Below are 25,428 nucleotides of genomic sequence, written 5' to 3'. Positions count from 1 at the left end.
AAATTCCCTGAATCCAAATCACCTAAACCAAAATCAAACGATGAAGCGCGCACGATAAGAAGCAAAAGCCTCGCGCACCGCATCTTCATTCAGGCCAAAGCGTTCGAGCGAATAATCATGCATCGGCCGCTGCTCGCGCTTGTTGCCCGCCATGAACTCGGCCAGCGCGGCCTCGATCTTGTCGTCCAGCGGCACGCCGATATGCGCCAGCACCCGCTCGGCCTGCTTCAACGGCTCGCGCGCCACTTCGCGGTAATCGATGTCGATAAACCGGTCCTCGCCAATCCGCGCGCGCGCCTCTTCAAAGCGCTTCATCCATCCGGCCAGTCGCGGAAACCAGAACGCCCCCACGTCCCTGTCGGAATGCTCAGAGTTCAGCTTGTAGAGCGCGGCCTCCATGCTGACATAGCTTGGCACGACCTCCACCGGATCACGATGCGTCATAACCAGTACCGCCTCGGGAAAGGCATTGGCCACAGCATCGGTATAAGGCAGATGCGACGGGCTTTTCAGCACCCACTTGCGCCCCCGCCGCGCCGGGTCCTGCCATTGCAGATACTTCAGGATCGTCTTGAGATCCTCAAAACCCTTGGCCTGATCATAAGTATCCAGCCACTTGGCGAACGAGGGGATAAACGTCATCGCCTCGACCATCGTCGTGATGAACAACTGGCCAAGGATGATAATCTCCTCATCCGGCGCTTCGGGATCAAGCGGATGGATAGAGGCCAGTTCGGGCGAAAGGTTCAGCCAGCCCTCGATCATCGCTGCGGCATAGCCATGCCTTGCCACCGGATTGCCGGGTTCGTCACCGGGCAGCGGCGCATAGTTCTGCGCCTCATACCAGCGGATCGCGGTCATCCCCGGCGCCGATGCCAGCAGGCGGTGGAAGATCGTGCTGCCGGTGCGCGGCAAGCCAAGGATGATCGCGGCCACTTCCACGCTCTCATCCAGTATCTCAGGGTAGCGCTTGATATCCTCCACCATGCGCAGACGGCTGGCGAGACCTTTGAGGATCGACTCTGTCTGCCCGCCAAACCCGGCAGGCGTCAGCTTGCCCTCGGCATTGGCCGCAGCGATGTACTGGTCCATCGGCTCGAAGAACCAGGTATCGCCAAAGTCTACCAGACCCGTGCGCTCCCGCGCCGCATCAAGCAGGGTTGCGCGGTCAAACACCGGCGCAGGGTGGGTTGTGGACATGGCGATGCCTCTCTCCGGGTGCTTTTACCATCTTGCGTAGATCGCAGCACCATATTGTTCGCAAGTTGCGCTTTTCTGTCATCAATGTGCAGGGTTTGCAAACGCGAATTGTCTATGCGCCACCACAATCCTTGTTGCAACGCGCAGCAATGGCATCTTGCAGAAACGCAATCAGGCGTGACAGGCTCGGCCCTGGCGGGGCTTTCGCGCGATGCACCAGCCATAGCGGGCAATCGTGGCGCGGTTCCGGCGGAGCGAGACGGGCAAGCGCAGGCTCCTCATCCGCCGAAAAGCACCACAGACAAGCCTGACCGATGCCTGCCAGCACCGCCTGCTTAAGCTGCGGCCAGCTATTGACCGTGGCAAGGCCAGCAGCTTGTGCCACTTCGCCTGCCGGGTTTGAACTCCACGCACCGCCGGGCAGGACGGCGTCAAATTCATACCCCCAACCCAGCGGCGGCAAGCCATCGGCAACGCTGTAGATCGCCTGCCGAAGCGTTGTCACCTGCACTCCGGCGAGGCGCAGCGGCAAGGTTCGCACGAGCGCGATGCCCAGATCGGCACGGCGCTGTGTCACGGCTTCCAAAGGATCAAGTTCACCCAGCAATTCAATGGGCACATCGGGATTTTCGCGCCGGAAGCGGGCTAGCTCAGGCAAAAACTCGCTCGCAATTCCGCCACTTCCGGCAATGCGGATCGGGGCAGAACGCAAGCCGATGTGGCTGATATCCAGCAGCATCGCCGCCGCCTCGCGCTCCATCGCCTCTGCGCCCGCCAAAAGCCGCGCACCCGCCACTGTCGGGGCATAGCCAAGCGGGGTCTGTTCAAACAGCGGCGTACCCAGCGCTTGCTCCAACGCATCAACCCGGCGGCCGATAGTGGTGCGATTGACACCCAGTTGCCGCCCGGCAGCCGTGTAAGAACCTGTGCGCACCGCCGCCAGGAACACTTCCAGATCGCCCCATTGCATTCGCTCGAATTCCCCTCTTCCCATAAGCGCGTGCATCCTTGCACAATAGCTGTGCAGCGCAAGATACTTCGCAAATCTTCATCAGAAGTGCTAATCGTATGGCAATTGCGCCGCACTGATCGTAATCAGAAGCGGAAACCTAAGAGAGGGAATACCCTGATGGCGACTTCCAAGGATTACAGCCTCGGCGAATTCGATTTTGCGCGGGGTTGGTTCATGATCGGCCCGGCCAGTGATGCCACGCGCACACCTGCGCCCATCCGCTATTTCGGCAAGGATCTGGTGCTCTATCGCGGAGAGAGCGGCACACCTTATGTGGTCGACGCTTACTGCCCGCACATGGGCGCGCACCTTGCCAAGAACACCACCTCCTATATCGTGCGTGATGGCGAGCATGTCGAAGGCGAATCGATCCGCTGCCCGTTCCACGGCTGGCGCTTCGGCACCGATGGTGCCTGCAATCACATCCCCTATTCCGATTTCATCCCCAAAGCGGCCAAGCTTGGTACCTATCCGGTGGTAGAGCGGGCAGGCATCCTGTGGATGTGGAACGATCCCGAAGGCCTTGCCCCTGATGTGGATCTGCCGGATTTTGGCGGCCATTACGGACAGCCGGGCTGGGTCGAATGGAAGATCGACTATATGGGCGATCTTAACAGCCACGGCATTGAAATCATCGATAACATGGCGGATTTCGGCCACTTCGTACCCATCCACGGTGCGACCGATTGGCAATATTTTGCCAACGAATTCATGGGCGCGCACCTGCACCAGTACTACAGCGCAGGGCACCGCACTTTAACCGCCAACCCGGATGACTTCCTTGTGCTGGACACATGGTACGAAGGCCCGGGCTTCCTGCAATCTGCGATGGCGGGCACGTTTGACAGCTTCATCATGATCGCCAACACGCCGGTCGAAGATGGCGTTACCCGCAGCTGGCATGCACTGATGGTCAAAGTCCACGACGGCAGCCGCGAAACCACGGACGAGGACCGCGCCCATGCGCTGGCCTATCAGGAAGGCAGCTGTCTGGCTTTTGCCCAAGACGTTGAAATCTGGGCAAACAAGCGGGCGTGCATCAACCCCTTGGCACTGCCTTCGGATGGCCCTTATGGCAAAGTCCGGCTGTGGTATCGCCAGTTCTACAACCCGCGCGACATGGCCCCCGACATTCAGGGCCGCGTAAACGGTCTGCATGTCACGCTCGACAAGCGACCGGGCCAAAAGGTGGCGTAATTTCGCTGTGCCATTCCAAAAACCTTGAAAAAACAACAAGCGCAACGCGCCACGGGAGAATACCGGATGTCCATGCTGTCAGGCAAAGTTGCTATCATTACAGGCGGCGCACGCGGCATGGGCGCTGCGACAAGCCGCCTGTTCGTGCAGCACGGTGCCAAAGTGGCGATTGCCGATGTGCTGGACGAAGCGGGCGAAGCCTTGGCGCTTGAATTGGGTGACAGCGCGCGCTTCTTCAAGCTGGATGTGACCAGTGAAGAAAGCTGGGCGCAAGTGGTGGCCGATGTCGAAGGCACGTTCGGGCCGGTTGATGCGCTGGTCAACAACGCCGGCATCTTGATGTTCAAGAGCATTCTGGAAACCACCAAAGCCGATTACGAACGCGTGCTTGGCGTCAATCTGGTGGGCGAATTCCTGGGTGTGAAAGCTGTGGCACCAGGCATGATCGCGCGTGGCAAAGGGGCCATTGTCAACATCTCATCGGTTGACGGGATGAAGGGCGCGAACGGACTTGTCGCTTATGCCTCGTCCAAATGGGGCGTTCGCGGGCTGACCAAAGTGGCGGCAATGGAACTGGGCCATAAAGGCATCCGCATCAATTCCGTGCATCCGGGCGGCGTTGATACGATCATGTCCAACCACAACAACGCCGCACGCGACGAGCTTGATAAAGCTTATGGCAACGTGCCCTTGCAGCGTATTGGCGGGCCGGAAGAAGTGGCGGCGGCCAGCGCCTTTCTCGTTAGCGACGCTGCATCCTACATTCACGGCGCGGAAATCGTCGTGGATGGCGGGATGACAGTGGGCACCTTTTACATGGGCATGCCGGGCGCGCCGGGAATGTAGCTTTCGGGTTAACTGCCGCCAAGCGACCCGAGCAAAGCCATGAGTTGCGCTTGGCGGTGAACGCCCGTTTTGGCAAAGACCGAACGTAGCTGCACTTTGGCAGTGTTGTGCGCGATGCCAAGCCGTTTGGCTGCCTCAACAAGGCTCAGCCCTTCGGCCAGCACTGCCGTCAACCGCGCCTCTGCAATTGTCAGCCCCAGAAAATCGCGCAAAGTCTGCGGATCAGCGCGCTGATCTGCCCCCGGTCTGGCAAGGAACAGCGCCAAGGCACCTGCCCCCGCGTGGATTGTGCTGACATCCAGAGGGCGCGCGGTGGCGACCAGATCACCGCACTGTGCACGGTCAATCCGGAAACGCGTCAAGCCGCCAGCACCTTCACCGGCAAGCAAGCCTGTTACCCGGCGCTGGTTCACCGGATCGGTCAATACCAAGGCATCTCCGCGCCTGAGAAGTCCCTCTGCCTGTCCCAGCAGTTCATCAGCCAGCGCATTGGCGCTGACGATCCGGTGATTGCGGTCCAGAATGATCAGCGCCAACCCCAGCCCTTGGGTTGCGGCGTGAAACACGCCATGCTCTGCCCCTGCAAACTCTAGCTTTTCATAAAGCCGCACCGCACTCTTGAGATGGGCCGTCAAGGCTTGAAAGCGGGCGCGATCATCGCTTGTGAAGTTGGGCAAAGATCGGTGCCGGGTTAGGCGGAAACGCGCTTCATACCGGCCATCATCAATCCGCCCAGCACCCATGCCCGCCTGGCCAAAATGCAGGTCCAGCCCCAAGACCTGATCGAACCCCGTTTCGGCCATGACTTTGCGGTATTCAGGATAGGCCCCGTCCGGCAGCAAACCCATGAATTCCGCATAAGAAGTGACCACGCCATCGCCCAGCCCCTGAAACGGGTCATCGGCAAACAGGCTTTGCATATAATTGGCATCGAAATCGGGACTGCTGCCCGGCGTCAGGAAGGTGGCGGGCTGACGCTTACCGGGAGCCGTGATGATCAGCGTCGCATGCGTTGACTTCAGCCAGCTTGCCAGCGCTTCCAGAAAGCGATGCCAGGGCCGCTCTTCTGCTATTCCGGCATAGAGCGTGGCCAGCAAACCGGAAAATTCAGGATCAACCACGCCAGACATTGCTATCCTATAGGCCGGTAGAAGCGGCCCGGCCAAGGAAGTTTGCGCATCCCTTGGTTCAAGGGCCGACAGGAAGCACAACCGGCGCGAATGTCGACAAGAGCGCGGCATCCAGCAACTGCGCTTGGCCGGTGATAAAGCCTGCCGCCGGGCTTGCAAGCCACAGCGCCACTTCGGCAACATGCTGCGCGCTGCCCATGCCGCGCAAAGGCACGCGCGGCAGGCTTGCCGGATCAACCATGGCCACATCTGCCGCACCGATCAGCGGCGTTTCCACACCGCCCGGGCACAAGGCATTGATCCGCGCACCGCGCGCAGCAAAGGCATCCACGCAGGATTTGACGAGGCCGACTATGCCGTGTTTGGCCGCGCTATAGGCCGGGTTGGCAGGATGCCCGATAACGCCTGCGGCCGATGCCGTGACAACCACCGCACCGCCTTGCGCGATCACCGGTTCCACCGCCTTGATCCCGTTAAAGGCGCCCTTCAGATTGATCGCCACAACCCGATCAAAGAAAGCCTCGTCCACCGTGCCGAGTCCTTCGGCAGCGCCATAGAAACCGGCATTGAGGAAGGCGATGTCAAGCCGCCCTGCCTGTTCGATCACATGCGCGACCATCGCCTGGTTGCTGGCATAATCGGCCACATCCACAGGCACGGCAGCAGCGCCTGCTCCGATTTCTGCCGCCACAGCCTGCGCCCCTGCCAGATTAAGATCAGCGCAGAACACCCGCGCACCATCTTGGGCAAAGCGGATCGCGGCGGCCCGGCCTATGCCCGATGCAGCACCGGTAATCAGGGCAACTTTGCCGGCAAAACGTGCGGTCATCCTCTTGTCCCTTTTATGTTACGCCACACGCAGTTCGGTTTTGAGCACCTTGCCGGCGGCGTTGCGCGGCAGATCATCGACGAACACGAACTGGCGGGGCACTTTGTAATTGGCCATATTCTCGCGCGACCACGCAAGCAGATCGGCCTCGGCAACCGACGCACCAGAGCGGAGCACCACAAAGGCGCGGCCCACTTCGCCCAAGCGTTCATCGGGCACGCCCACTACGGCCACCATGCCAATCGCAGGATGTTCGGCCAGCAGCTTTTCCACTTCGGCAGGATAGACGTTGAAGCCACCCGAGATGTACAAGTCCTTCTTGCGATCGGTGATGCGCAAATAGCCTCGTTCGTCCATCGTGCCGATATCACCGGTGTGCAACCAGCCTTGTGCGTCAATCGCCTCTGCGGTGGCCTCTGGATCATCAAGATACCCCAGCATGACCCCCTGCCCGCGCACCAGCACTTCGCCGGTTTGACCGCGCGGCACTTCGTTGCCATCGTCATCGGCCACGCGCACTTCATTGCCGGGGAATGCTGCGCCGCAGGTGCGCGCAATGGTTTCTGCATCATCGCCTGGAACGCATGTGGTGATGTTCACGCATTCGGTCATGCCATAGGCGGTGATCAGATCGGTCATGCCCAGATCGCGCCGGATGCGTTCGACCAGCGATGGCGGCACCGTGGCAGCGCCGGTTGTGCCGCCGCGCAGGGATGAGCAATCCCACGGGCGCTTGTCCAGTTCTGCCAGCAGCATCTGGAAGATCGTGGGCGGCCCCGGCATGAACGTGATGCGTTCACGCTCGATCAGATCAATGGCCTGCGCCACATCGAACTGCGGCATCGGCACCGCCACCGCGCCAGCCAGAATGCACGCCACCCAGCCCACTTTCATCCCGAACGAATGGAAGAACGGATTGACGATCAGATAGCGATCCCCCGTCACCAAACGCGTATTGGCAATCCATACTGCCGCTTGCGGCAAAACCTGCCCATAGGTCATCAAGACGCCCTTGGGGCTTCCGGTGGTGCCGCTGGTAAACAGGATATCCGATACGGTATCGCCATCAATCGTCGCCAATGCAGCGTCCACCGCCGGATCATCTGCACCTTTGCCCAAGGCTGCAAAAGCGCCAAACCCGTCACCGATCAGCACAATCTGTTCCAGCGCGGGCAGAGCCTCGCCTGCAATCAGCGCGCGATAGTCGATGCCAAGGAAGCTATCGACCGTAAACAGGACCCGCGCCCGGGTGCGGCGCAGGATATCGCCTGCCTCGCGGCCTTTCAGCCGGGTGTTCAAGGTAACAACGCTGGCCCCGCAAGTCATCGCCGCAATCGCCGCAACAATCCATTCGCGCGAATTGGGTGCCCAGACCGCCACCCGATCCCCCGCGCCTATGCCATGTGCCAACAGCGCGGAAGCAACCGCGCGGCTGTGTTGCCACAATTGCGCAAAGCTCCACACCTCGCCCCGGTCAATAACAGCAGGTGCATCGCCCCACTGCGCTGCGGCAGCTTGCGCAGCGTGCGGGATGGTTTGGGGAAGGGGATGCAAAGTGGCCATTGCAGCGTTCGTCAGGCCACTTCAAACAGACCGGCTGCGCCCATGCCGCCTGCCACGCACATCGAGACGATAACGTACTTCACGCCGCGCCGCTTGCCTTCGATCAGGGCGTGCCCGACAAGGCGCGATCCCGTCATCCCGAACGGGTGCCCGATGGCAATGCCGCCGCCGTTGACGTTAAGCTTTTCAGGATCAATGCCCAGCTTTTGCTGGCAATAGACGGCTTGGGAGGCGAACGCTTCGTTAATTTCGAACAGGCCGATATCATCCAGTTTCAGCCCTGCCCGATCCAGCAGCTTGGGGATCGCGAAAACGGGGCCGATACCCATTTCATCCGCGCCGCAGCCTGCCACCTGAAAACCGCGATAGATGCCCAGTACCGGGCGGCCTTCCGCCTTGGCCGTGGTCAGGTCCATCAGCACTTGCGCCGATGCACCATCGGAAAGCTGGCTGGCGTTGCCCGCCGTCACGTGTTTGCCCTCGGTTATGACCTGCCCGTTCTTGAACACCGGCTTCAGGCCTGCGAGCGCCTCATAGGTCGTGCCCGCTCGCACGCCTTCGTCTTTGGTCAGCGTGACTTGCTCTTTGCCGGTCTCGTTGCCCTCTTTGTCGAACAGCGCACGTGTGACAGTGATCGGCACGATCTCGTCATCAAACTTGTCCGCAGCCTGCCCTGCGGCAGCACGCTGCTGCGACAGTGCAGCGAACTGGTCCTGCTCCTCGCGGCTCACCCCATAGCGCTCGGCAACGATTTCGGCGGTCTCGATCATCGCCATATAGGCATAAGGGTCAGCCGCATTCACCGCTTCTGAACGGTTGCGGAACGTTGGCATGTGCTTGTTCAGCGTCAGCGAGATGCTCTCCATCCCGCCTGCCACGGCCACGTCGATCTCGTTGCACATGATCCCGCGCGCAGCCAAAGCGATGGCGTTCAGCCCTGATGAACACTTGCGGTCCAGCGTGAAGCCGCACGTGCTGTCAGGCAGGCCCGAGGTGTGGACGGTCAACCGTGCGAGATTGTAGCTTTGCGTGTTCCAGTGGTTGCCCACGCCCAGATAGACATCATCCACCCGCGCCGGATCAATGCCCGCGCGCGCAATCGCGGCATTCACAACATGCGCGGAAAGGACCGGTGCCTCGGTATCATTGAAGGCACCCCGATAGGCTTTGCCAACGCCGGTACGGGCGGTGGAAACGATAGCAGCTTCGCGCATGTCAAATCCTCTTGAAAGCTTGGCAGTCAGGCAAAGCCGTGCATGTTTGTCGGGCCCCAGAAGGCACGCATTTCGATCACTTCACCGGCCTCGTTAAAGCGGAACGTATCGATCACATCGATCCGCTTGTCCGATCCTTCCCAGTGCAGGTTCACCGAAAACGCAAAGACCGCATAATCACCCACAACACGGATGGGGCCTTCCAGCTTCAGCTTGGCACCGGTTGCCATCGATCCGGCATAGAACGCGCGGATGGCTTCGCGGCCATGATGGATCGGGCTGCCAACCGGGTCTTCGCAGGTTGCATCTTCGGCATAAAGCGCAGCGACGCGATCGGAACTTCCCGCATCGAAGGCGGCAACATATTCGTGGACAGCAGCTTCCATTGTCGTTGGATCAGGCATCGCTCACCTCCGGAAAATAACGGCTTATGGTATCAAGCACACAGGCGGGCTTATCTTGCCCTTCAATTTCGATGGTGACGCGGACGACCGATTGAATGCCGCCCTTCACCTCTTCGACCGAGACGATTTCACCCGCTCCGCGAATGCGGCTGCCGACTTTTACCGGCGAAAGGAACCGCAACCGGTCAGCGCCGACGTTCACCGCATGGGCAAAGCCGCGCACTTCGATCAATTGCGGCAGGAAATAATTGACAAGGCTCATCGTCAGATAGCCATGCACAATCGTGCCGCCAAACGGCCCCTCTTTGGCGCGTTCCACATCAACATGAATCCATTGGTGGTCGCCGGTCACATCGGCAAAACCGTTGACCCGGTCCTGATCGATCTCAAGCCATTCTGTCGGTGCCAGAACAGTTCCTTCAGCCCCCATCAAATCAGCCGGTTTTTCAAAGATTTTGGCCATGATCAGGCCTTCTGGCTTGATACCGGGACGATTTCTCCGGTCATGTAGGATGATAGATCGGACGCCAGAAACAGCATCACATTGGCCACTTCCCACACTTCGGCCGGGCGACCATAGGCTTCTGTCTTAACCAATTGCTCCAGCATTTCCTCGGTCGTCACTTTGGCAAGGAAAGGATGCATCGCAAGGCTGGGAGCGACCGCATTGATCCGCACGCCGTGATCGGCCGCTTCCAGCGCGGTGCAGCGGGTGAATGCCATCACGCCCGCCTTGGCCGCCGCATAATGTGCCTGCCCGCGCTGCGCACGCCATCCCAGCACCGACGCATTGTTGACCATCACGCCTGACCGGTTGGCATACATCGAGGGCAGGAACGCGCGCGTCATGCGGAACAAGCTGGTCAGCGTCACGTCGAGCACGCGGCTCCACTGATCATCGGTCATGTCAACGACATTGGCCTCGCCGCCCAATCCTGCGTTATTGATCAGGACATCCACTTTGCCGAACGCCGCCAGCGCTGCATCGCGCAAAGCCTGAACGGCGTCTTCGCTCGTCACATCACAAACCGCCGTCAGCGGCCGCGCGCAGCCCACTTCCGCCGCGATCCGGTCTGCCGCTTCACCAAGGCGGCGTTCGTGGAAATCGCTGATCAGCACGCGCGCGCCCTCTTCGGCAGCGCGCTTGGCCACGGCATAGCCGATGCCGGTGCCTGCAGCGGCGGTCACGACCACGGTCTTGCCTTTCAGCATGCCCAGCGGTGTCGGATAGGCGGGAACGGGGACAGTCATGCGTTTCCTCGTGGTTCGCGCGGTAAACCCAAACCGCGCTCGGCGATCTGGTTGCGCTGGATCTGGTTTGTGCCGCCGTAAATCGTATCGGCGCGGCTATAGAGATAGAGGTTGGGCAGGGCGCCCCAGGCATAGTCATCGCCGTCAGCCACTTCGGCAGCTTGCCCCAGAACGTCCATCGCCAGTTCGCCCAGATTGCGCCGCCACGTGGCCCACTGGATCTTGTAGGTCAGTGCCGCACCATCAATCGCGGCCAGATCCGTGCCGGAAAGCATGCGCAGCGCGCCATAACGCATCAGACGCAGGCCGATTTCCGCTTTGGCAATGCGCTGGCGGATCATAGCGTCAACCATCCGGCCATTGGCCTTTGCCGCTGCGATCACCGCGTCCAGTTCGTTGCGGAATTGCATTTGCTGGCCCAACGTGGAAACGCCGCGTTCAAACGCCAGCAGCGCCATCGCCACTTTCCACCCCTCGCCCGCCGCGCCCAGCATAGCATCAGCCGGACAGCGCGCATCGGTCAGGAACGTCTCGTTGAACTCGGCCTCGCCGTTGATCTGGCGGATGGGCCGCACCTCAATGCCGGGCTGCTCCATGTCCATCAGCAGGAACGACAAGCCCTTGGGCCCCTTCGAGCCTTCCTCGCTGCGCGCCACGACAAAGATCATGTCGGAATAATGGGCCAGACTGGTCCACACTTTCTGGCCATTCACCACCCAATCGCCACCATCCAACCGCGCCTTGGTCTTCACGTTGGCAAGGTCTGATCCGGCATTCGGTTCTGAATAGCCCTGACACCATATCTGCGTTCCCGCAGCGATCCCGGGCAGATAGCGCGCCTTTTGCTCCTCGGAACCGAAGGCCAGAACCGTGGGTCCGGTCAATTCCACGCCAATGTGATTGATGCGGTTGGGCGCACCGGCACGGGCATATTCTTCGGCAAAGATAACCTGCTGCGCCAGCGTCGCATCGCGCCCGCCCCATGCCTCGGGCCAACCAATGCACGACCAGCGGTGCGCCGCCAATTGCTGCTCCCACTCCTTGCGGCGGGGGATGGCATCGCACAGATTGGGAATGCCGCGAATGTCGGCAAATGGCCCTGCCATTTGCGCTTGCAACCAATCCGCACATTCGGCGCGGAAGGCTTCATCCTCAGGCGAAAAGCCCAGTTTCATGCAGCCTGATCCAGCACCAGGGCGGCAATCTGTTCGCGGTGCCACTGGCTGTCACCCAGCATGGATGAAACCGAACGCGCCCGCTTGAAGAACAAGTGCGCGTCATGCTCCCACGTAAAGCCGATGCCGCCGTGCAACTGGATCATGTTGCCAGCACACATGTGGAATGTATCGGCGCAAAACGCCTTGGCCGAATGCAGCGCGATCTGCGCTTCATCGCTGCCTTCATCCACCGCACAGGCCGCCCAGTAAACCGCCGAACGGGCCTGCTCGATCTCGATCATCATATCGGCAAGCCGGTGCTTGTAGGCCTGAAACGATCCGATCTGCCGTCCGAACTGCACGCGTTCCTTGGAATAGGCCACCGTGCGGTCAAGCGCCGCCTGCGCGCCACCCAACGCCTCGGCAGCAAGGCAAATCCATCCCGTGACGTCCAGCGCGCGGATGGCAGCGGCATTGTCCGCAAAGCTTTCCGCCGCAGCATTGTCCAGCACAACCGTTGCCAAGGGCCGGGTCTGGTCCATCGTCACATGCTGCGTCACGCTTACGCCCGGCGCGGTTGCTTCAACCAGAAAGGCCTTGTCGCCAGCGGTCAGCACCAACAGGTTGGCGCAGCCGCCATGCGGGGCGAAACGGAATGTGCCCGACAGCGTACCGTTGCCAATCACCGCGTCTGCGCCGCTTGCCGAAGTTGCAATCACTTCGCCAGAAACCAGCGCAGGCAACCACTTGGCCTGTTGATCCGGGCTGCCCCCTGCCACCAGCGCATGGGCCACGCGCGCATTGCCCAGCAGTGGCAACGCGGCAACTTGTGCGCCTGCGGCCTCAGCGATCAGCGCAAATTCCACCATGCCAAGGCCAACCCCGCCAAGCTCTTCGGGCACACCGATGCCCGCAAGGCCCAGCTCCGTGCAGAAGCTGGCCCAAAGATCACGGTCGATCCCGTCTGCCGCCATGGCTTTGCGCGTCCGCGCGCTCGTCGCGTTTTCAGCGAAAAAGCCGCGCGCGGTTTCGGCGATCATGGCCTGTTCTTGCGTAAAAGCGAATTCCATCAATCCGGATCCTTGAAAACGGTAAACTTTACGCGGTGCCCCAGACCTTGCGAGGCGGCACGCGGTCTGCCAGCAATTTGTCCACCACATCACCCACTTGCGCAGGCTCCCAGCGCGCATCCTGGTTGACGAACGGGCCTTCACGCCAGCCATCTTCCAGCATGATCTTGCCGCCTTCGAGTTCGAACACGCAGCCTGTGACGTGCGCCGCAGCAGCGCTGCCCAGCCACACCACGGTGGGCGCGACATTGGCCGGGTCCATCACATCGAAGCCGTCGTCCACGGCCTTCATCTTGTCGGCAAAAGCGCCTTCGGTCATCCGTGTGCGCGCCGATGGGGCCAATGCATTGGCCGTGATGCCATAGCGGCCAAGCTCCGCCGCCTGCACCAAAGTCAGCGCTGCAATGCCGCCCTTTGCGGTGGAATAGGCGGCTTGCGCGATCGATCCTTGCAGGCCCGCCCCGCTTGATGTGTTGATGATCCGCGCATCGGGATCACGGCCTTCCTTTTGCTTGGCCCGCCAGTAATTCACCGCATGGCGCGCAAGGCAAAAATGCCCGCGCAGATGCACATACATGGTGGCGTCCCATTCATCGAGCGTTGCCGAAACAAACATACGGTCCCGCACGATGCCGGCGTTGTTCACGATCACGTGCAGATCACCAAACGCCGCCAAGGCCGCCTCGACAATCCGCCCCGCTGCGTCCCAATCGGTAATGTCCTCGTAGTTGGCGATGGCCTTGCCGCCTGCTGCCACGATTTCAGCCACAACGGCATCGGCGGCGCTGGTATCGCGGCCTTCACCGCCCAGCGATGTGCCGATGTCATTGACCACCACATTCGCGCCCTGCGCCCCAAACGCCAGTGCATAGGCGCGGCCAAGCCCGCCTGCGGCTCCGGTAATGATGACGGTCCGGTTATCGCATAGCCCCATGATTCAGTCGTCCTTGCTCGCTTGGGTATCGGCTGGGGTGCGCCGCATATGTGCGCTGGTGTCCCCCAGAAAATCGATCTTGGCATAATTGCGTTCGGTGAAATGCCATTCGCCATCGGTCACGGCGAAGCGGTCAACATATCGGCCACTGCCAACGATCTGCAGTGCATAGCCTTCGGTCTGCTGCAAAACCGTCCACTGCGATCGGCACGTGGCGCTCTGCCCGTCGGGGGCAAGTTCGATGATTGGATTGGTCGTGATATGCCGCGTGCGCGGGCTACCATCATAGACATGCACCCACGATTGCCACATTGCCAGAATGGCCGGAACGCCCTCAATGCGCTCATCCTGCGCAAGCAGATAGCCTCCGTCAAAAAGCCGCGCGGCACCTTCGAAATCGCCATCGTCAAATGCCTCGGCATAGCGATAGAGCAAGTTCGGGATGGCAATGGCCGGATTGGCGCTCATCGCATCACAGCCGTTCGATGATGGTGACGTTGGCTTGGCCCCCACCTTCGCACATGGTCTGCAAGCCATAACGGCCACCGGTGCGCTCCAGCGCATTCAGCAGCGTGGTCATCAGCCGCGCGCCCGAAGCGCCCAGCGGATGGCCCAGCGCAATCGCGCCGCCATGAATGTTCACTTTCTCGTGCGGAATGCCCAGTTCCTGCATCCACGCCATCGGCACCGATGCAAAAGCTTCGTTGCATTCGAACAGATCGATATCGGCAACCGTCATCCCGGCCTTGGCCAAGGCATGTTGCGTCGCCGGGATCGGCGCGGTGAGCATCCAGACCGGATCATCGGCCCGCACCGAGATATGGTGAATGCGCGCGCGCGGCTTCCATCCATGCTCTTTGACCGCGCGTTCACTTGCCACCAGCAAGGCGGCTGCGCCATCGCAGTTCTGGCTGGCGACGCCTGCAGTGATCACCCCGCCCTCTTGCACCGTGCGCAATCCGGCAAGCCCTTCAGGAGTCGTGCCTGCGCGGATTGTCTCGTCATGGGCCAGCCCTTCAAGCGGGGCGATTTCGTTGGCAAACCAGCCATTGTCGGTGGCCGCTTGCGCCCGTGCATGGCTGGCCACGGCAAAGGCCTCCATCGCAGCGCGGGTGATGCCCCACTTGGCGGCAATCATTTCGGCTGAATTGATCTGGTTAAGCAGCCCGTCGCCATAGCGCTCGCGCCATCCTGCCGAACCGGTAAACGGATCGCCAAAGCCATAGGCCTCGCCTGCATACATCGCGGCGGAAATGGGAATTGCGTTCATGGCCTGACTGCCGCCTGCCACGACCAGATCCTGCGTCCCGCTCATCACGCCTTGCGCAGCAAAGTGCAGGGCCTGCTGCGATGAACCGCACTGGCGGTCAATCGTTGTGCCCGGCACGTGTTGCGGCAGGCCTGCTACCAGCCATGCGGTACGTCCGATATCGCCCGCTTGTGGCCCGATCGTATCGCAGCACCCCCAGACCACGTCATCCACCAGCCCTGCGTCAATGCCAGTCCGGGCGATCAGGGCCTTGATCGGATGCGCGCCAAGGTCTGCCGGATGCACGGCGGCAAGGCTGCCCTTCTTGCGGCCAACCGGCGCGCGAACCGCATCGATGATATAGGCTTCAGGCATCGTCATCCGTCCTTCAGGCAAATGTGTTTTCAGGGCCGATGGCAAAAGTGCCGCCAAGCACCGCGTCATCAACGCGGGCATAATGGAATGCGCGGTCGCCCCACGCGCCTGCCAGCGCCCAAGCGCGCTTCATCCAGAAATGCAGGTCAACCTCGTAAGTATAACCCATCGCGCCATGCACCTGGATCGCGGTTTCTGCCGTCAGCATCGCGGCATCGGTTGCCGCCAGCTTGGCGTGGCTGACGTGCAGCGACGCCGATGCCAGACCATCCTGAAGCGCCGAAGCCGCGCGCCAGACCACCGGCTTGGCAAATTCGACTGCAACCGAACACGACGCCAATTGATGCTTCAATCCCTGAAACGCGCCGACCGGTTGGCCAAACTGGGTCCGGATTTTGGCATATTCGACCGCTTGGGCCAGCATCGCATCGGCGATCCCGGTCAACTGCGCCGCACACATCAGCGCGCCAAGATTGAGCAGGTGCGGATCATCACTGGCGGCGCTTTCTACCTTTGCCAGATTGCGCAGCGGATCAACGCTTTGCACATGATCGCCATGGCCATCGGCCAACCACGGGTTGATCACATGGGCAGGCGCCAGTGTCTTCTCGCCCGAAACCACCTGCTCCAGCCCGGTAAGATCACCCCGCGCAACGGCCCATGGCACACCCACAAACGCGGTATCCACCAGCGGTTCGGCAAGGCAGGCGCGGCCACATTCGGCCGCAATCAGCGCAGCTTCTACAAGTCCCAGCCCCAGCCCGCCCTGCTCTTCGGGCACCAGCAGTCCGGTCAGCCCCATCTCGACCAGTCCCTGCCAGATCGCGGGATCGCGGTTGCCTTCCTGATCAAGGCGGCGCAGCACTTGCGGACCGTGTGTGCCCTCAAGGTAATCACGCACACTGCTCGCCAGTGTCAATTGATCGTCGGTGAAACGGAAATCCATCGCTTGGCCCCTCTTCAACCGTTGCCGATACGCGGCAGGCCGAGCAGGCGTTCCGCGATGATGTTGCGCTGGACCTCGTTTGATCCGGCATAGATCGGGCCGGAAAGCGAGAACATATAGCCCTCCAGCCATTGGTTGATGCGCCCGTCGTCAAACCGTTTGAGTTCGGCTGCCGCCCCCAGCAATTGCATCGCCGTGCGGTGCATCGTGCGGTCGAGTTCGGACCAGAAGATCTTGTTCAGGCTGGCCTCTGCACCGATTTTGCCGCCCGCCATGATCTTCGATGCCACAGCATATGTGTTGTAGGCATAGGCCTGCGCCGCGCCCCACGCCTGCACCACCGCCTCGCGCGCAGCAGGCGAAGCCCTGTCTGCATGCTCGCGGTAAAGTTCGACCAGTCGCTTGGCGGTGGCCTGAAACCGGCCCGGCGAACGCAGCATCAGCCCGCGTTCAAACCCTGCCGTCGCCATCGCCACGTTCCAGCCCTGCCCTTCACCGGCAAGGCAATTCTCCACCGGCACGCGCACTTCATCAAAGAACAGTTCGGCAAAGCCGGTATCGCCATGCAACTGACGGATCGGACGGCGCGTGATACCGGGCGAATTGATATCGAACAGGATAAACGTCAGCCCCTTGTGACGCTTGCTTTCGGGGTCTGTCCGGAAAATGCCGAAGCCCCAGTCGGCAAAGGCCGCGCGGCTTGACCATGTCTTCTGGCCTGTGATCACATAATGATCGCCATCCCGCACCGCTTTTGACTGGATCGCGGCCATATCGCTGCCCGCGCCCGGTTCAGACCACGCCTGTGCCCAGATCTCTTCTCCGCGCGCCATCGGCGGCAAGAACCGCGCCTTCTGTTCAGGCGTACCGAATTCCATGATCGTGGGGCCAAGCAGGAAGATGCCGTTCTGGTTTGCCCGGTTGGGGCCACCGGCGCGGAAGTATTCCTCTTCGAAGATCAGCCATTCGATCAGGTCCAGCCCGCGCCCGCCGAATTCCTCGGGCCATGTCACCATGCCCCAGTTCCCGCTCGCCAGCTTGCGTTCCCACTCGACGTGGGCGTCATAGCCTTCGCGGCATTCCAGCGTCACCAGCGGCTCTTTGGGGACATTGGCCTCCATCCAGCCGCGCACTTCGGCGCGAAAAGCCTGTTGTTCAGGAGTATAGGTAAGGTTCATCAGAACTTGGCCACCTTGCCGGTTTCCACAAAAGCGTCGCGCGCTTTCTGGCTGTCTTCGTGCATATACATTTCGAGCGTGAAGCCCTGCTCCCAGCGATAGCCGCGATCCACATCGCGCGGCTCCAGCCCGTTCAGCGCCTCTTTCGCGATGACCAGCGCCTTGCGGCTCTTGGAGGCAATCACGGCGCAGAATGCATGCGCCTCGGCCACCAGATCGGCGCGCGGCACCACTTTCTCGACCGCGCCCAGACGATAGGCTTCCTCTGCCGGGATATTGCCGCCGGTAAAGAACGCAGCACGCACTTTGTGCAGCGGCAGCATTCGCGAAAGGTGGCTGGCCCCGCCCATCGCACCGCGATCCACCTCGGGCAGCGAGAAGAACGCATCATCCGCCGCGATGATCGTGTCAGAAGCCCCGCAAATGCCGATGCCGCCGCCGATCACAAACTTGTGCGCCGCCACAACCACCGGCACTTCGGCATCGCGAATGGCCTTGAACGTCAGGTAATTGCCGCGATTGAGCACGGTGATCCGTTCGGGATGCGCCTGCATCTCCTTGATATCCACCCCGCCGCAGAACCCGCGCGCCGTTTCAGCCGCGCGGATCAACACGCAGTTGACTTCCGGATTGCTCGCCGCCGCCGTGATGATGGCAGGCAAGGACATCCACGTTTCGCTATCGAACGCGTTGACCGGCGGCACATCGAACACGATCTCGGCAATGCGGTCGCGGATTTCGGTAGTAATTGGCATGGGTCAGTTCCCGTAACAAAGCGCGGCGATGCTCGCCCGCGCCTGTGCTTCGATGGATTGCATAAGATCGGCGCATGTGGGCAAATCGCCCAACCGGCCCGCAACAACGCCTGTGGCCATCAAGCCCTGTTCGGCATCGCCAGAAACAACCGCGCGCATGATCATCATTGGCGCCGCCGCTGCCATGATGGCTTGCGCCAGCGGCATTTCGCCATGCGCGGTCATCGCGCGGGCGCTGGCAATCACTTGCGCCACGCTCCAGCCATTCTGGCGCTTCATCGCAAGGCCCGCTTCCATCGCCCGCGCCCACATCGCCAACTTGCCCGAAGCTTCAATGCGGCGCAGCAGCGGGTTCAGGATCATGCGTTGCGGCATGCCATCAACTTTGGTCGAAACCGCGATGTCGCCGGTCCCGGCTTTCACATAAGCAGCCTTGGGTGCGCCCGGAACCGGGCTTTCCGCCGTCATCAAAAAGCGGGTGCCCATCGCCACGCCCACAGCGCCAAACGCCAGTGCTGCGGCAAGACCGCGCCCGTCGCCAAAGCCGCCTGCGGCCACGACCGGCACATCCACCGCATCCAGCACTTGCGGCAACAGCACAGTTGTCGGCACAGCGCCGGTGTGGCCGCCGCCTTCGCCGCCCTGCACGGTCACCATCTCGCAGCCCAGTTGCACCATCTTTTGCGCGTGCTTCACTGCGCCGACCGTGGGGATGCACAAGATACCGGCATCCCGAAACGCACCGATCATTTTCGCATCAGGCCCTCGCCCGAAGCTGACCGCCCGCACCCGATCCTTGTTGGCCAAAATAGCTTCGACAATCTGTTCCGCGCCGGGTTGGAAGCTGTGAAAATTGACCCCGAAATTGTGCGGCGTCAGATCACGCAACCGCGCGATTTCTTCACGCGCTTCGGCAGGCTGCATCACAGCACAGGCCAGAAACCCGAAGGCCCCTGCATTGCTTGAGGCGGCGACCAGTTCGGGCTTGGCAACCCAGCCCATCGCGGTCTGGATCACCGGCAAACGACACCCGAGGCGCTGCGTCAAAACCGTGGCAAGTGTATCGCCCATCAGGATTGATCAGCCTTATTGGCCGCCGCTGCCGATTTGCCGCTAACGCCCGCAATCGAATTGCCGGTCACCAGATCGTTTTGCGCATGGGCAAAGTGATGCATGTGATAGACCGCATCCATCGCCGCGCGCTTGCCCCGCAGTTCCTCAACGTGGTTCACCGCCTGCTTGGTCAACCAGTTGCCCAGCCGGTTCTGCCCAGCGAGTTTCGCGGCCCATGCTGCGGTGGCCTCGCGCAATTGTTCGCGCGGCACCACTTTATTGACCATACCGAAATCATAAGCACGGGCAGCAGGCATACGTTCGCCCAGCAGCAGGAATTCCTTGGCCACGCGCGGCGGCAACTCATAGGCATGGGCGAAGTATTCCACCCCCGGAATGCCCATCAACGGGTTGACCGGATCCTGGAAAAACGCATCGTCCGATGCCACGATCAGATCGCACACCCACGCCAGCATCAGCCCACCGGCGATGCATGCCCCCTGCACCATCGCGATGGTAGGCTTGGGAATTTCGCGCCAGCGGCGACACATGCCAAGGTACTGCTCCTGCTCACGCGTATAGAGCAATTCTGCGCCCGGCTTGTTGGTATGCGGGGCAAACATCAGCCGCTTGTCGAACTCGTGATGCAGATCGCGCCCCGGCGTGCCGATGTCATGGCCTGCGGAAAAGTGCTTACCCTCGCCCGCCAGCACAATTGCGCGCACGCCATCATCCTGCGTGGCGCGATTGAACGCATCGTCCAGCGCATACGTCATCTGCCCGTTCTGGGCATTGTTGAACTTTGGCCGGTTCATCGTGATCCACGCGACATTGTCGATCACTTCGTAGCGGACGGGTTCCTCCGTCTCGTAAACGATATCCACCTGTTTGGGTTCGACCAGATCCGTCATCGTGTCATCTCCTCAGGCGGCCCGCACGGCGGGCGGGTTATCTTTGATTACGCCGGCGCGAATATTGTGCGGATCAAGCGCGGCGATCACGTCCAGCGCCTCCGCGCTTGGCATCGCCGTCTCAACCATGGTCTCGGCCTGAGCGAGTTCAAATCCGGTGGCCGCCTGCACTTCGTCAAACGTAACGCCGGGGTGCAAAGACACCACGCGGATCGCGTTGTCTGGCCCGGCAAAGTCCATCACGCACAAGTTCGTCACGATCACGCGCAAGTCCACCGCCGAGAAATTGCCGCCAGCGGTGCGCTTGGCCGGATTGTAGCCCACGCCCGAAATCATATCGACCTGCGGCACAAACACGCGCGGGCCATGTGCGGGGAAGAAGAACGAGTTGGGGTGATAGATCGTGTTGCCGGGAAAACCGCGCACGCCCAGCATTTGCGTCTTGGGCTTGTCGTAAGTGCCGCCCATGTACGAAAGGTTGATCTGGCCAAAGCGGTCAAGCTGGGTTGGCGTCACCATCGCATGGCGGCGGCCAGACCATACCGCACTATCGAAAAAGCGCGAGAACGGCAGATGGCCCGCAGGCTTGCGCGCATCATAGGCGCGCGGCCCCAGCGGCACAGGCTGCTCCACCAGATAGGCCTCGCCATCGGTCATCATCAGTTCGGGCGTATGCGTCAGCTTGGCCAGCCCCGCAGCCAGACGCGGCACAGGGCCAACCCCGGTTGCCACGATCTCGCCATTGTCGCGGAATGCCTCGGAACAGGCGAAGATGCACAAATCTACAAGGGTAATGTCGCTCATCAGAAAATCGGCAAGGGCAAGCCCGTCACCGCCTCCTTTCCGCCAATATTTGCAAGATATTCGGCTTCGGATGCGCCAACAAAGCGGTCCTTTACCGCATCCCAATCTCCCGGAACGCGCGCGCTATCGGCGTAAGCCTTGAACGCCTTCATATCCCAGCCGTAGTGCGGTGGCATCGAGCTTGGGTGCGCTCCGCACGGCATTTCCACCACGCCCGAAACAAAGCAGCGTTCGAACAAATTGTCCTGCGCGCCTTCGGGGTAATGGTCCTCCATCTTGTCGACCAGTTCCTCGCACGAAACATAGGCCTTGGCCGCAGCCTTGGCGAACCATTCGTCGTAATAGGCATCGGGGCCGAACACTTGCACATTGCCGCGCCAATCGCTGCGGTTCACATGGATTAGCGCCGCGTCCAGCTTCAGCGCAGGCATCGCGATCAGCGTTTCGGCATCGTCATAAGGCGATTGCACGGTCTTCAATCCGCCCAGTTCGGCAAGATCGGTGCCAAGGCCCACGCGCGTGGGCAGGAAGGGCAAGCCGAAGGCTGCGGCCTTCAGGCCCCATTGGAACATGCCCTCGTCCAGTTCCAGCACTTCCAGCGTGCCGCTCTCGCGGGCTTTGCGGAACCACGGCTCCAGCGGGATCGCATCAAGGCTGACGAAGGCGAACACCAGTTTGCGCACTTTACCCGCCGCGCACAGCATGCCGACATCGGCCCCGCCATAAGCCACCACGGTCAGGTCCTTGAGATCGGACCGCAAAATCTCGCGCACCAGCGCCATAGGCTTGCGGCGCGGACCCCAGCCACCAATGCCCAAAGTCATCCCGTCGGACAATTGCGCGACGATCTCGGCCGCGCTCATCCGTTTGTCGAGCATTCTGGCGGTCACGCAGACTCTCCCTGCTGTTCTTCAAGCTTCTGTTCTTCAAGCGCTTTTTGCCACGCCCAGACATGGCCCCATTCACTGGGTTGCAAGTGCGCGGTCGGCGTCCAATTGGCAGGGTCAATCACCAAGGGATCAGAACCGATCTCGATGTCAAAGCCCGATGGCGTTTGCATATAAAAACCAAAGGTCTGGTCATTCACATGCCGCCCGATAGAAGCGCTTTCCGGCACTTTGTTCAGGCGCATGCGATCATGGCATTTGCCCACGTCGCTTTGCGTTTTCATCTCCAGCATCAGGTGGATGCAGGCCGATGGCGGCACCGGCATTTCGGCGATGGCAACCGAATGATGGCGGCCATTGGCGGCATGCATGAACGCAAAGCCCATGCCGGGATCAGCCGGATCATCCGAAAAGCGGAAGCGCGGAATGTCGGTATCAGCAAAGCCGATCGCCTTGTAGAAGCTGTGTGCTTCCTCAAAGTTCGGCGTGGCAAACACCGCGTGGCCCATGCCCATATCGCCGGTCACAAAACCGCTGACGCCTGCTGGAGAGACGAACGCAACATCATCGCGCGTATCGCCGCAAAAGAATTCGAGGCCATTGCCAGCCGGATCGCTGGTGGCAAAGAACGCCGCTACGCCCCGCGCCGCTGCTTGCGCGGCATCGCCATCAACAATCTCGCGCCCCAGCCCTGCAATCGTCTCACGCAAATCGGCCAGTTCCGCCGCATCACCCACTTCGTAGGCGGCAACCAGCAAACGGTCGGCATCGGCTTTCTCCACCCAGAAGCGGAAGGGCCGGTCGTCGATGCGATAGGTTGCAACATCCGGCGCAGGGCTTTGCCCGCGCATCGTGCCCACCACTTGCGTCATGAAGTGGTCCCACGCCTCGACCTTGGCGGTCGCTATTCTGACATAGCCCAGTGCCTTTATGCCCATGGCCGTCAATTTCCTTTCACGAGGTCGAGGAAATAGGGACGCTCGCCCCCTCCATCGACATTGATACGCGCGCCGCTAACCCAAGAGGCCAGACTGGAGCTAAGCCAGAGCACCGCACCGGCAACATCGTCGCCCGTCCCCATGCGTTGCAGCGGCATCGATCTGGCAACGGCGGCTTGCGCCTGTTCGTCGCCGTATGTTTCTTCGGCAGTTTCCGTCTGCATCAGGCCTGCGATGATCGCATTTACGCGAACCCCGTCCGGCCCCCATTCCTGCGCAAGGCTCTGCGTCAGGCTCAGCAACCCCGCCTTGGCCGCGCCATAGGCCGCCGTCATTGGCGATGGGCGGATGCCCGATACGCTGGCGATATTGATGATGCTGCCGCGCCCGGCGGGTTGCATATGCGCAAAGGCTGCTTGCGACATATACATCGCTGCATGCAGGTTAAGCTTCAGGATCGCATCGAAAAAGCGCGCACTGGCCGTGGCCGCTGCAGCTTGTGGTGATCCGCCCGCATTGTTGACCAGAATATCCAGCCGCCCATGTTTTTGCGCGACGGCATCAACCAGCGCCTTGGCCTGTTCGGGATCGCGGATGTCTGCGGCGTGGAACGCAACGCCATCGGGCAGGTCATCCGGCACGGTCCTGCCACACACGGTCACAGCAGCGCCAGCTTGCGCCAGAACCGCGGCAATCTGCCGCCCGAGCCCGCGCGTACCGCCGGTAACGATCGCTGCTTGCCCGCTCAGGTCGATGTGATCGGCTCCCTGCACTGGGCCTGCTCTCCCTTGTCGTTTCATCACTTGCGAACTGTTCGCCGTGCCTGAATCAAAATTGCCGTTATCGAAAGGCTATAGCGTTTTCAATTGACCATTTGCGTACCCAATGCAATTACAATTTACGAATGCAGCGCAGAAATGCGCCAGTTGCATTGATCTGGGGCTATCGCTCACAATGCGGGCAACGCAGGCACCGACGACCTGCCGCCCGGCCGAGGGATTGGCCAAGAAATGGGAAGGCAAAGATGACCGCTTATTCGCAGTATCAGCCACTCGATTTGGCCGATGTGCCGCATTGGGATTTCGAAACCGATGTTGTCATCATCGGCTTTGGCGCAACCGGCGCTTGTGCAGCAATCGAAGCGCGTGAGGCGGGCGCACAAGTCATGCTGTTTGAACGCAGTTCAGGAAGCGGCGGCGCATCAGCTCTGTCGGGCGGCGAGATTTATATCGGTGGCGGCACCGACGCCCAGATTGCCGCAGGCTTTACCGATACGGTCGAGGATTTCACTGCCTACCTCAAGCTCGCGGGCGGCCCCTGCGTAGACGATGCCAAATGCGAAGCCTACGGCCAAGGCGCGCTTGCGCATTACCAATGGCTCAAGGATCAGGGCGTGCCCTATCGCGGCAACTTCCTGCCCGGCAAGCTGATTGAACCGACTGACGATTCCACGCTGATCTGGTCGGGCAGCGAAGCCGCAGCCCCTTTTTACAAAAACGCAAAGCCTGCACCGCGTGGTCACGTTATCCAGCACATGGGTTGGGGCGGCGGTCGGCCCCTTGTCGATGTTCTCGAAGCACGCGCGCGCGCATTGGGAACAGAAATACACGTCGATGCCCGCGCAGTGGCTCTAATCACCCACAAAAGCCACATTGCGGGTGCCGTAATCCGCATCGACAATCAGGATCGCTTCGTGCGTGCGCGTAAAGGCGTAGTGCTGGCAACCGGCGGTTTCGTCTTCAACGATGCCATGCGCCGCAAGTATTGCCCCGAAAGCTTCCGCGTAAACAGCCCGATTGGCGATAAAGACGATGGCATCGGCATAGAACTTGGCGTCTCAGTGGGCGGCGATGCCATCCACATGGACCAATTCTTCACAACTTGCCCTTGGACCATGCCCGAAACCCATGCGTACGGGGTGTTCGTAAACATCCAGGGCCAGCGCTTCATCAACGAAGATTGCTACCATGGCCGGGTCAGCCGGTGCGCAGTGGATCAACCCGGCGGCAAAGTCTATCTCTTGCTCGATCTCGATAACTTCCAGCAACCACCCGATTTTGCGGGAATTTCCATCGCCGCCACGGGCGAGACATGGGAAGAAGTCGAGGCCGAACTCGAAATGCCCGCAGGCACGCTGGCAGCCACCATGGCCCTCTACAACGCCCATGCCCGCGAGGGACGCGATCCGCTGTTTGACAAGCAGTTGCCCATCCTGAAGTCGCTCGACAAATCACCATTTGTTGCTCTCGAGCTCAATTTTGAAACCAGCTATTTCAGCTTCTTCACATTAGGCGGCCTGAAAACAACGGCGCAAGCGCACGTGCTCAACCGTTCCGGCAATGCCATAGCCGGGCTTTATGCTGCCGGGCGTTGCACATCCGGCCTACCGGCTTGGGGCCACGGCTATTCATCAGGCCTAAGTCTTGCCGATTGCACGTTCTTCGGACGCCAGGCCGGTCGCAGCGCCGCAGCTGGCTGATCTGCCGCTTATCCAGCACGAAACATGCAGGATCGTTGAATAGCAA

26 protein-coding genes are annotated in these 25,428 nt (G+C 61.0%); 3 read left to right on the top strand and 23 right to left on the bottom strand.

Annotated elements, in window-relative coordinates:
- Positions 1-33 precede the first annotated feature (33 nt).
- Together IP81_RS04690 and IP81_RS04685 are read right to left on the bottom strand one after the other, a co-directional pair.
- On the bottom strand, positions 34-1,200 hold the full coding sequence (locus IP81_RS04690) for a sulfotransferase (protein ID WP_054106825.1): 1,167 nt from the start codon (positions 1,198-1,200) through the stop codon (positions 34-36).
- Positions 1,201-1,312: 112 nt separating this feature from the next.
- On the bottom strand, positions 1,313-2,194 hold the full coding sequence (locus IP81_RS04685; RefSeq protein WP_197274516.1) for a LysR family transcriptional regulator: 882 nt from the start codon (positions 2,192-2,194) through the stop codon (positions 1,313-1,315).
- A gap of 135 nt (positions 2,195-2,329) precedes the next feature.
- Between IP81_RS04685 and IP81_RS04680 the strand changes: the two genes are divergently transcribed.
- Together IP81_RS04680 and IP81_RS04675 are read left to right on the top strand one after the other, a co-directional pair.
- Positions 2,330-3,409 (top strand): Rieske 2Fe-2S domain-containing protein, encoded by a 1,080-nt coding sequence (locus IP81_RS04680; RefSeq protein ID WP_054106823.1) that lies wholly within the window; start codon positions 2,330-2,332, stop codon positions 3,407-3,409.
- 66 nt (positions 3,410-3,475) lie between these two features.
- On the top strand, positions 3,476-4,255 hold the full coding sequence (locus IP81_RS04675; RefSeq protein WP_054106899.1) for an SDR family NAD(P)-dependent oxidoreductase: 780 nt from the start codon (positions 3,476-3,478) through the stop codon (positions 4,253-4,255).
- A gap of 8 nt (positions 4,256-4,263) precedes the next feature.
- Here IP81_RS04675 and IP81_RS04670 read toward each other — a convergent pair whose 3' ends face one another.
- From IP81_RS04670 to IP81_RS04570, 21 genes are read right to left on the bottom strand one after another with little or no spacing between them, the layout of a single operon-like run.
- Entirely contained in the window at positions 4,264-5,385 is a 1,122-nt protein-coding gene (locus tag IP81_RS04670; protein WP_054106822.1) for a helix-turn-helix transcriptional regulator, read from the bottom strand.
- A 58-nt stretch (positions 5,386-5,443) separates the two neighbouring features.
- On the bottom strand, positions 5,444-6,214 hold the full coding sequence (locus tag IP81_RS04665; RefSeq protein WP_054106821.1) for an SDR family NAD(P)-dependent oxidoreductase: 771 nt from the start codon (positions 6,212-6,214) through the stop codon (positions 5,444-5,446).
- A gap of 18 nt (positions 6,215-6,232) precedes the next feature.
- A complete protein-coding gene (locus tag IP81_RS04660) occupies positions 6,233-7,777 on the bottom strand; it encodes a FadD3 family acyl-CoA ligase (protein WP_054106820.1) in 1,545 nt (514 codons plus the stop codon).
- An 11-nt stretch (positions 7,778-7,788) separates the two neighbouring features.
- Positions 7,789-8,991, bottom strand: a complete 1,203-nt coding sequence (locus IP81_RS04655; RefSeq protein WP_054106819.1) for an acetyl-CoA C-acyltransferase — start codon at positions 8,989-8,991, stop codon at positions 7,789-7,791.
- Positions 8,992-9,017: 26 nt separating this feature from the next.
- The gene (locus IP81_RS04650) at positions 9,018-9,395 is read right to left on the bottom strand and encodes a steroid Delta-isomerase (protein WP_054106818.1); all 378 of its coding nucleotides are present in this window, start codon (positions 9,393-9,395) and stop codon (positions 9,018-9,020) included.
- Entirely contained in the window at positions 9,388-9,858 is a 471-nt protein-coding gene (locus IP81_RS04645) for a MaoC family dehydratase (RefSeq protein WP_157573081.1), read from the bottom strand. The genes IP81_RS04650 and IP81_RS04645 overlap by 8 nt, the downstream gene beginning before the upstream one ends.
- Before the next feature lie 2 nt (positions 9,859-9,860).
- On the bottom strand, positions 9,861-10,646 hold the full coding sequence (locus IP81_RS04640) for an SDR family oxidoreductase (protein WP_054106817.1): 786 nt from the start codon (positions 10,644-10,646) through the stop codon (positions 9,861-9,863).
- The gene (locus IP81_RS04635; protein WP_054106816.1) at positions 10,643-11,821 is read right to left on the bottom strand and encodes an acyl-CoA dehydrogenase family protein; all 1,179 of its coding nucleotides are present in this window, start codon (positions 11,819-11,821) and stop codon (positions 10,643-10,645) included. Before IP81_RS04635 ends, IP81_RS04640 begins: the two co-directional genes overlap by 4 nt.
- On the bottom strand, positions 11,818-12,873 hold the full coding sequence (locus IP81_RS04630) for an acyl-CoA dehydrogenase family protein (RefSeq protein WP_054106815.1): 1,056 nt from the start codon (positions 12,871-12,873) through the stop codon (positions 11,818-11,820). Before IP81_RS04630 ends, IP81_RS04635 begins: the two co-directional genes overlap by 4 nt.
- A gap of 28 nt (positions 12,874-12,901) precedes the next feature.
- Positions 12,902-13,807: an SDR family oxidoreductase gene (locus IP81_RS04625; protein ID WP_197274515.1), complete on the bottom strand. Its 906-nt coding sequence runs from the start codon at positions 13,805-13,807 to the stop codon at positions 12,902-12,904.
- A 3-nt stretch (positions 13,808-13,810) separates the two neighbouring features.
- Complete coding sequence (locus IP81_RS04620) at positions 13,811-14,275, bottom strand: nuclear transport factor 2 family protein (protein ID WP_054106813.1); 465 nt, start codon at positions 14,273-14,275, stop codon at positions 13,811-13,813.
- Between the two features lie 4 nt (positions 14,276-14,279).
- Positions 14,280-15,431, bottom strand: coding sequence for an acetyl-CoA C-acetyltransferase (locus IP81_RS04615; protein ID WP_054106897.1), 1,152 nt, complete (start codon positions 15,429-15,431; stop codon positions 14,280-14,282).
- 13 nt (positions 15,432-15,444) lie between these two features.
- Positions 15,445-16,377: an acyl-CoA dehydrogenase family protein gene (locus IP81_RS04610; protein ID WP_054106812.1), complete on the bottom strand. Its 933-nt coding sequence runs from the start codon at positions 16,375-16,377 to the stop codon at positions 15,445-15,447.
- A 14-nt stretch (positions 16,378-16,391) separates the two neighbouring features.
- On the bottom strand, positions 16,392-17,555 hold the full coding sequence (locus tag IP81_RS04605; protein WP_054106811.1) for an acyl-CoA dehydrogenase family protein: 1,164 nt from the start codon (positions 17,553-17,555) through the stop codon (positions 16,392-16,394).
- Entirely contained in the window at positions 17,555-18,310 is a 756-nt protein-coding gene (locus IP81_RS04600; RefSeq protein ID WP_054106810.1) for an enoyl-CoA hydratase family protein, read from the bottom strand. The genes IP81_RS04605 and IP81_RS04600 overlap by 1 nt, the downstream gene beginning before the upstream one ends.
- Positions 18,311-18,313: 3 nt before the next feature.
- Entirely contained in the window at positions 18,314-19,381 is a 1,068-nt protein-coding gene (locus IP81_RS04595) for a nitronate monooxygenase family protein (protein ID WP_054106809.1), read from the bottom strand.
- On the bottom strand, positions 19,381-20,274 hold the full coding sequence (locus IP81_RS04590; RefSeq protein ID WP_054106808.1) for an enoyl-CoA hydratase: 894 nt from the start codon (positions 20,272-20,274) through the stop codon (positions 19,381-19,383). The genes IP81_RS04595 and IP81_RS04590 overlap by 1 nt, the downstream gene beginning before the upstream one ends.
- Positions 20,275-20,286: 12 nt before the next feature.
- On the bottom strand, positions 20,287-21,078 hold the full coding sequence (locus tag IP81_RS04585; RefSeq protein ID WP_054106807.1) for a CoA-transferase subunit beta: 792 nt from the start codon (positions 21,076-21,078) through the stop codon (positions 20,287-20,289).
- Positions 21,078-21,968 (bottom strand): CoA transferase subunit A, encoded by an 891-nt coding sequence (locus IP81_RS04580; RefSeq protein WP_369800703.1) that lies wholly within the window; start codon positions 21,966-21,968, stop codon positions 21,078-21,080. Before IP81_RS04580 ends, IP81_RS04585 begins: the two co-directional genes overlap by 1 nt.
- On the bottom strand, positions 21,965-22,903 hold the full coding sequence (locus IP81_RS04575) for a VOC family protein (protein WP_054106805.1): 939 nt from the start codon (positions 22,901-22,903) through the stop codon (positions 21,965-21,967). Before IP81_RS04575 ends, IP81_RS04580 begins: the two co-directional genes overlap by 4 nt.
- Before the next feature lie 5 nt (positions 22,904-22,908).
- Positions 22,909-23,676 carry an SDR family oxidoreductase gene (locus tag IP81_RS04570; protein WP_082355975.1) on the bottom strand — a complete coding sequence of 256 codons (768 nt, stop codon included), beginning with the start codon at positions 23,674-23,676 and terminating at the stop codon, positions 22,909-22,911.
- Between the two features lie 251 nt (positions 23,677-23,927).
- On the opposite strand from IP81_RS04570, the gene IP81_RS04565 reads away from it, so the two are divergent.
- Positions 23,928-25,382: an FAD-dependent oxidoreductase gene (locus tag IP81_RS04565; RefSeq protein WP_054106803.1), complete on the top strand. Its 1,455-nt coding sequence runs from the start codon at positions 23,928-23,930 to the stop codon at positions 25,380-25,382.
- The last annotated feature ends 46 nt before the right edge of the window (positions 25,383-25,428 follow it).

Source organism: Novosphingobium sp. AAP83 (assembly GCF_001295795.1).
Lineage (GTDB): Bacteria > Pseudomonadota > Alphaproteobacteria > Sphingomonadales > Sphingomonadaceae > Novosphingobium.
This window is presented reverse-complemented; position numbering and strand designations above follow the sequence as displayed.

What these genes read in the sequence shown, in the direction of transcription:
- IP81_RS04585 (WP_054106807.1), bottom strand. Translation starts at nt 21,078, where the DNA reads ATGAGCGACATTACCCTTGTAGATTTGTGCATCTTCGCCTGTTCCGAG.
- IP81_RS04610 (WP_054106812.1), bottom strand. Translation starts at nt 16,377, where the DNA reads ATGGATTTCCGTTTCACCGACGATCAATTGACACTGGCGAGCAGTGTG.
- IP81_RS04645 (WP_157573081.1), bottom strand. Translation starts at nt 9,858, where the DNA reads ATGGCCAAAATCTTTGAAAAACCGGCTGATTTGATGGGGGCTGAAGGA.
- IP81_RS04565 (WP_054106803.1), top strand. Translation starts at nt 23,928, where the DNA reads ATGACCGCTTATTCGCAGTATCAGCCACTCGATTTGGCCGATGTGCCG.
- IP81_RS04590 (WP_054106808.1), bottom strand. Translation starts at nt 20,274, where the DNA reads ATGACGGATCTGGTCGAACCCAAACAGGTGGATATCGTTTACGAGACG.
- IP81_RS04620 (WP_054106813.1), bottom strand. Translation starts at nt 14,275, where the DNA reads ATGAGCGCCAATCCGGCCATTGCCATCCCGAACTTGCTCTATCGCTAT.
- IP81_RS04600 (WP_054106810.1), bottom strand. Translation starts at nt 18,310, where the DNA reads ATGCCAATTACTACCGAAATCCGCGACCGCATTGCCGAGATCGTGTTC.
- IP81_RS04640 (WP_054106817.1), bottom strand. Translation starts at nt 10,646, where the DNA reads ATGACTGTCCCCGTTCCCGCCTATCCGACACCGCTGGGCATGCTGAAA.
- IP81_RS04635 (WP_054106816.1), bottom strand. Translation starts at nt 11,821, where the DNA reads ATGAAACTGGGCTTTTCGCCTGAGGATGAAGCCTTCCGCGCCGAATGT.
- IP81_RS04630 (WP_054106815.1), bottom strand. Translation starts at nt 12,873, where the DNA reads ATGGAATTCGCTTTTACGCAAGAACAGGCCATGATCGCCGAAACCGCG.
- IP81_RS04675 (WP_054106899.1), top strand. Translation starts at nt 3,476, where the DNA reads ATGTCCATGCTGTCAGGCAAAGTTGCTATCATTACAGGCGGCGCACGC.
- IP81_RS04690 (WP_054106825.1), bottom strand. Translation starts at nt 1,200, where the DNA reads ATGTCCACAACCCACCCTGCGCCGGTGTTTGACCGCGCAACCCTGCTT.
- IP81_RS04575 (WP_054106805.1), bottom strand. Translation starts at nt 22,903, where the DNA reads ATGGGCATAAAGGCACTGGGCTATGTCAGAATAGCGACCGCCAAGGTC.
- IP81_RS04650 (WP_054106818.1), bottom strand. Translation starts at nt 9,395, where the DNA reads ATGCCTGATCCAACGACAATGGAAGCTGCTGTCCACGAATATGTTGCC.
- IP81_RS04605 (WP_054106811.1), bottom strand. Translation starts at nt 17,555, where the DNA reads ATGAACCTTACCTATACTCCTGAACAACAGGCTTTTCGCGCCGAAGTG.
- IP81_RS04660 (WP_054106820.1), bottom strand. Translation starts at nt 7,777, where the DNA reads ATGGCCACTTTGCATCCCCTTCCCCAAACCATCCCGCACGCTGCGCAA.
- IP81_RS04665 (WP_054106821.1), bottom strand. Translation starts at nt 6,214, where the DNA reads ATGACCGCACGTTTTGCCGGCAAAGTTGCCCTGATTACCGGTGCTGCA.
- IP81_RS04680 (WP_054106823.1), top strand. Translation starts at nt 2,330, where the DNA reads ATGGCGACTTCCAAGGATTACAGCCTCGGCGAATTCGATTTTGCGCGG.
- IP81_RS04615 (WP_054106897.1), bottom strand. Translation starts at nt 15,431, where the DNA reads ATGCCTGAAGCCTATATCATCGATGCGGTTCGCGCGCCGGTTGGCCGC.
- IP81_RS04655 (WP_054106819.1), bottom strand. Translation starts at nt 8,991, where the DNA reads ATGCGCGAAGCTGCTATCGTTTCCACCGCCCGTACCGGCGTTGGCAAA.
- IP81_RS04685 (WP_197274516.1), bottom strand. Translation starts at nt 2,194, where the DNA reads ATGGGAAGAGGGGAATTCGAGCGAATGCAATGGGGCGATCTGGAAGTG.
- IP81_RS04670 (WP_054106822.1), bottom strand. Translation starts at nt 5,385, where the DNA reads ATGTCTGGCGTGGTTGATCCTGAATTTTCCGGTTTGCTGGCCACGCTC.
- IP81_RS04595 (WP_054106809.1), bottom strand. Translation starts at nt 19,381, where the DNA reads ATGGGCGATACACTTGCCACGGTTTTGACGCAGCGCCTCGGGTGTCGT.
- IP81_RS04625 (WP_197274515.1), bottom strand. Translation starts at nt 13,807, where the DNA reads ATGGGGCTATGCGATAACCGGACCGTCATCATTACCGGAGCCGCAGGC.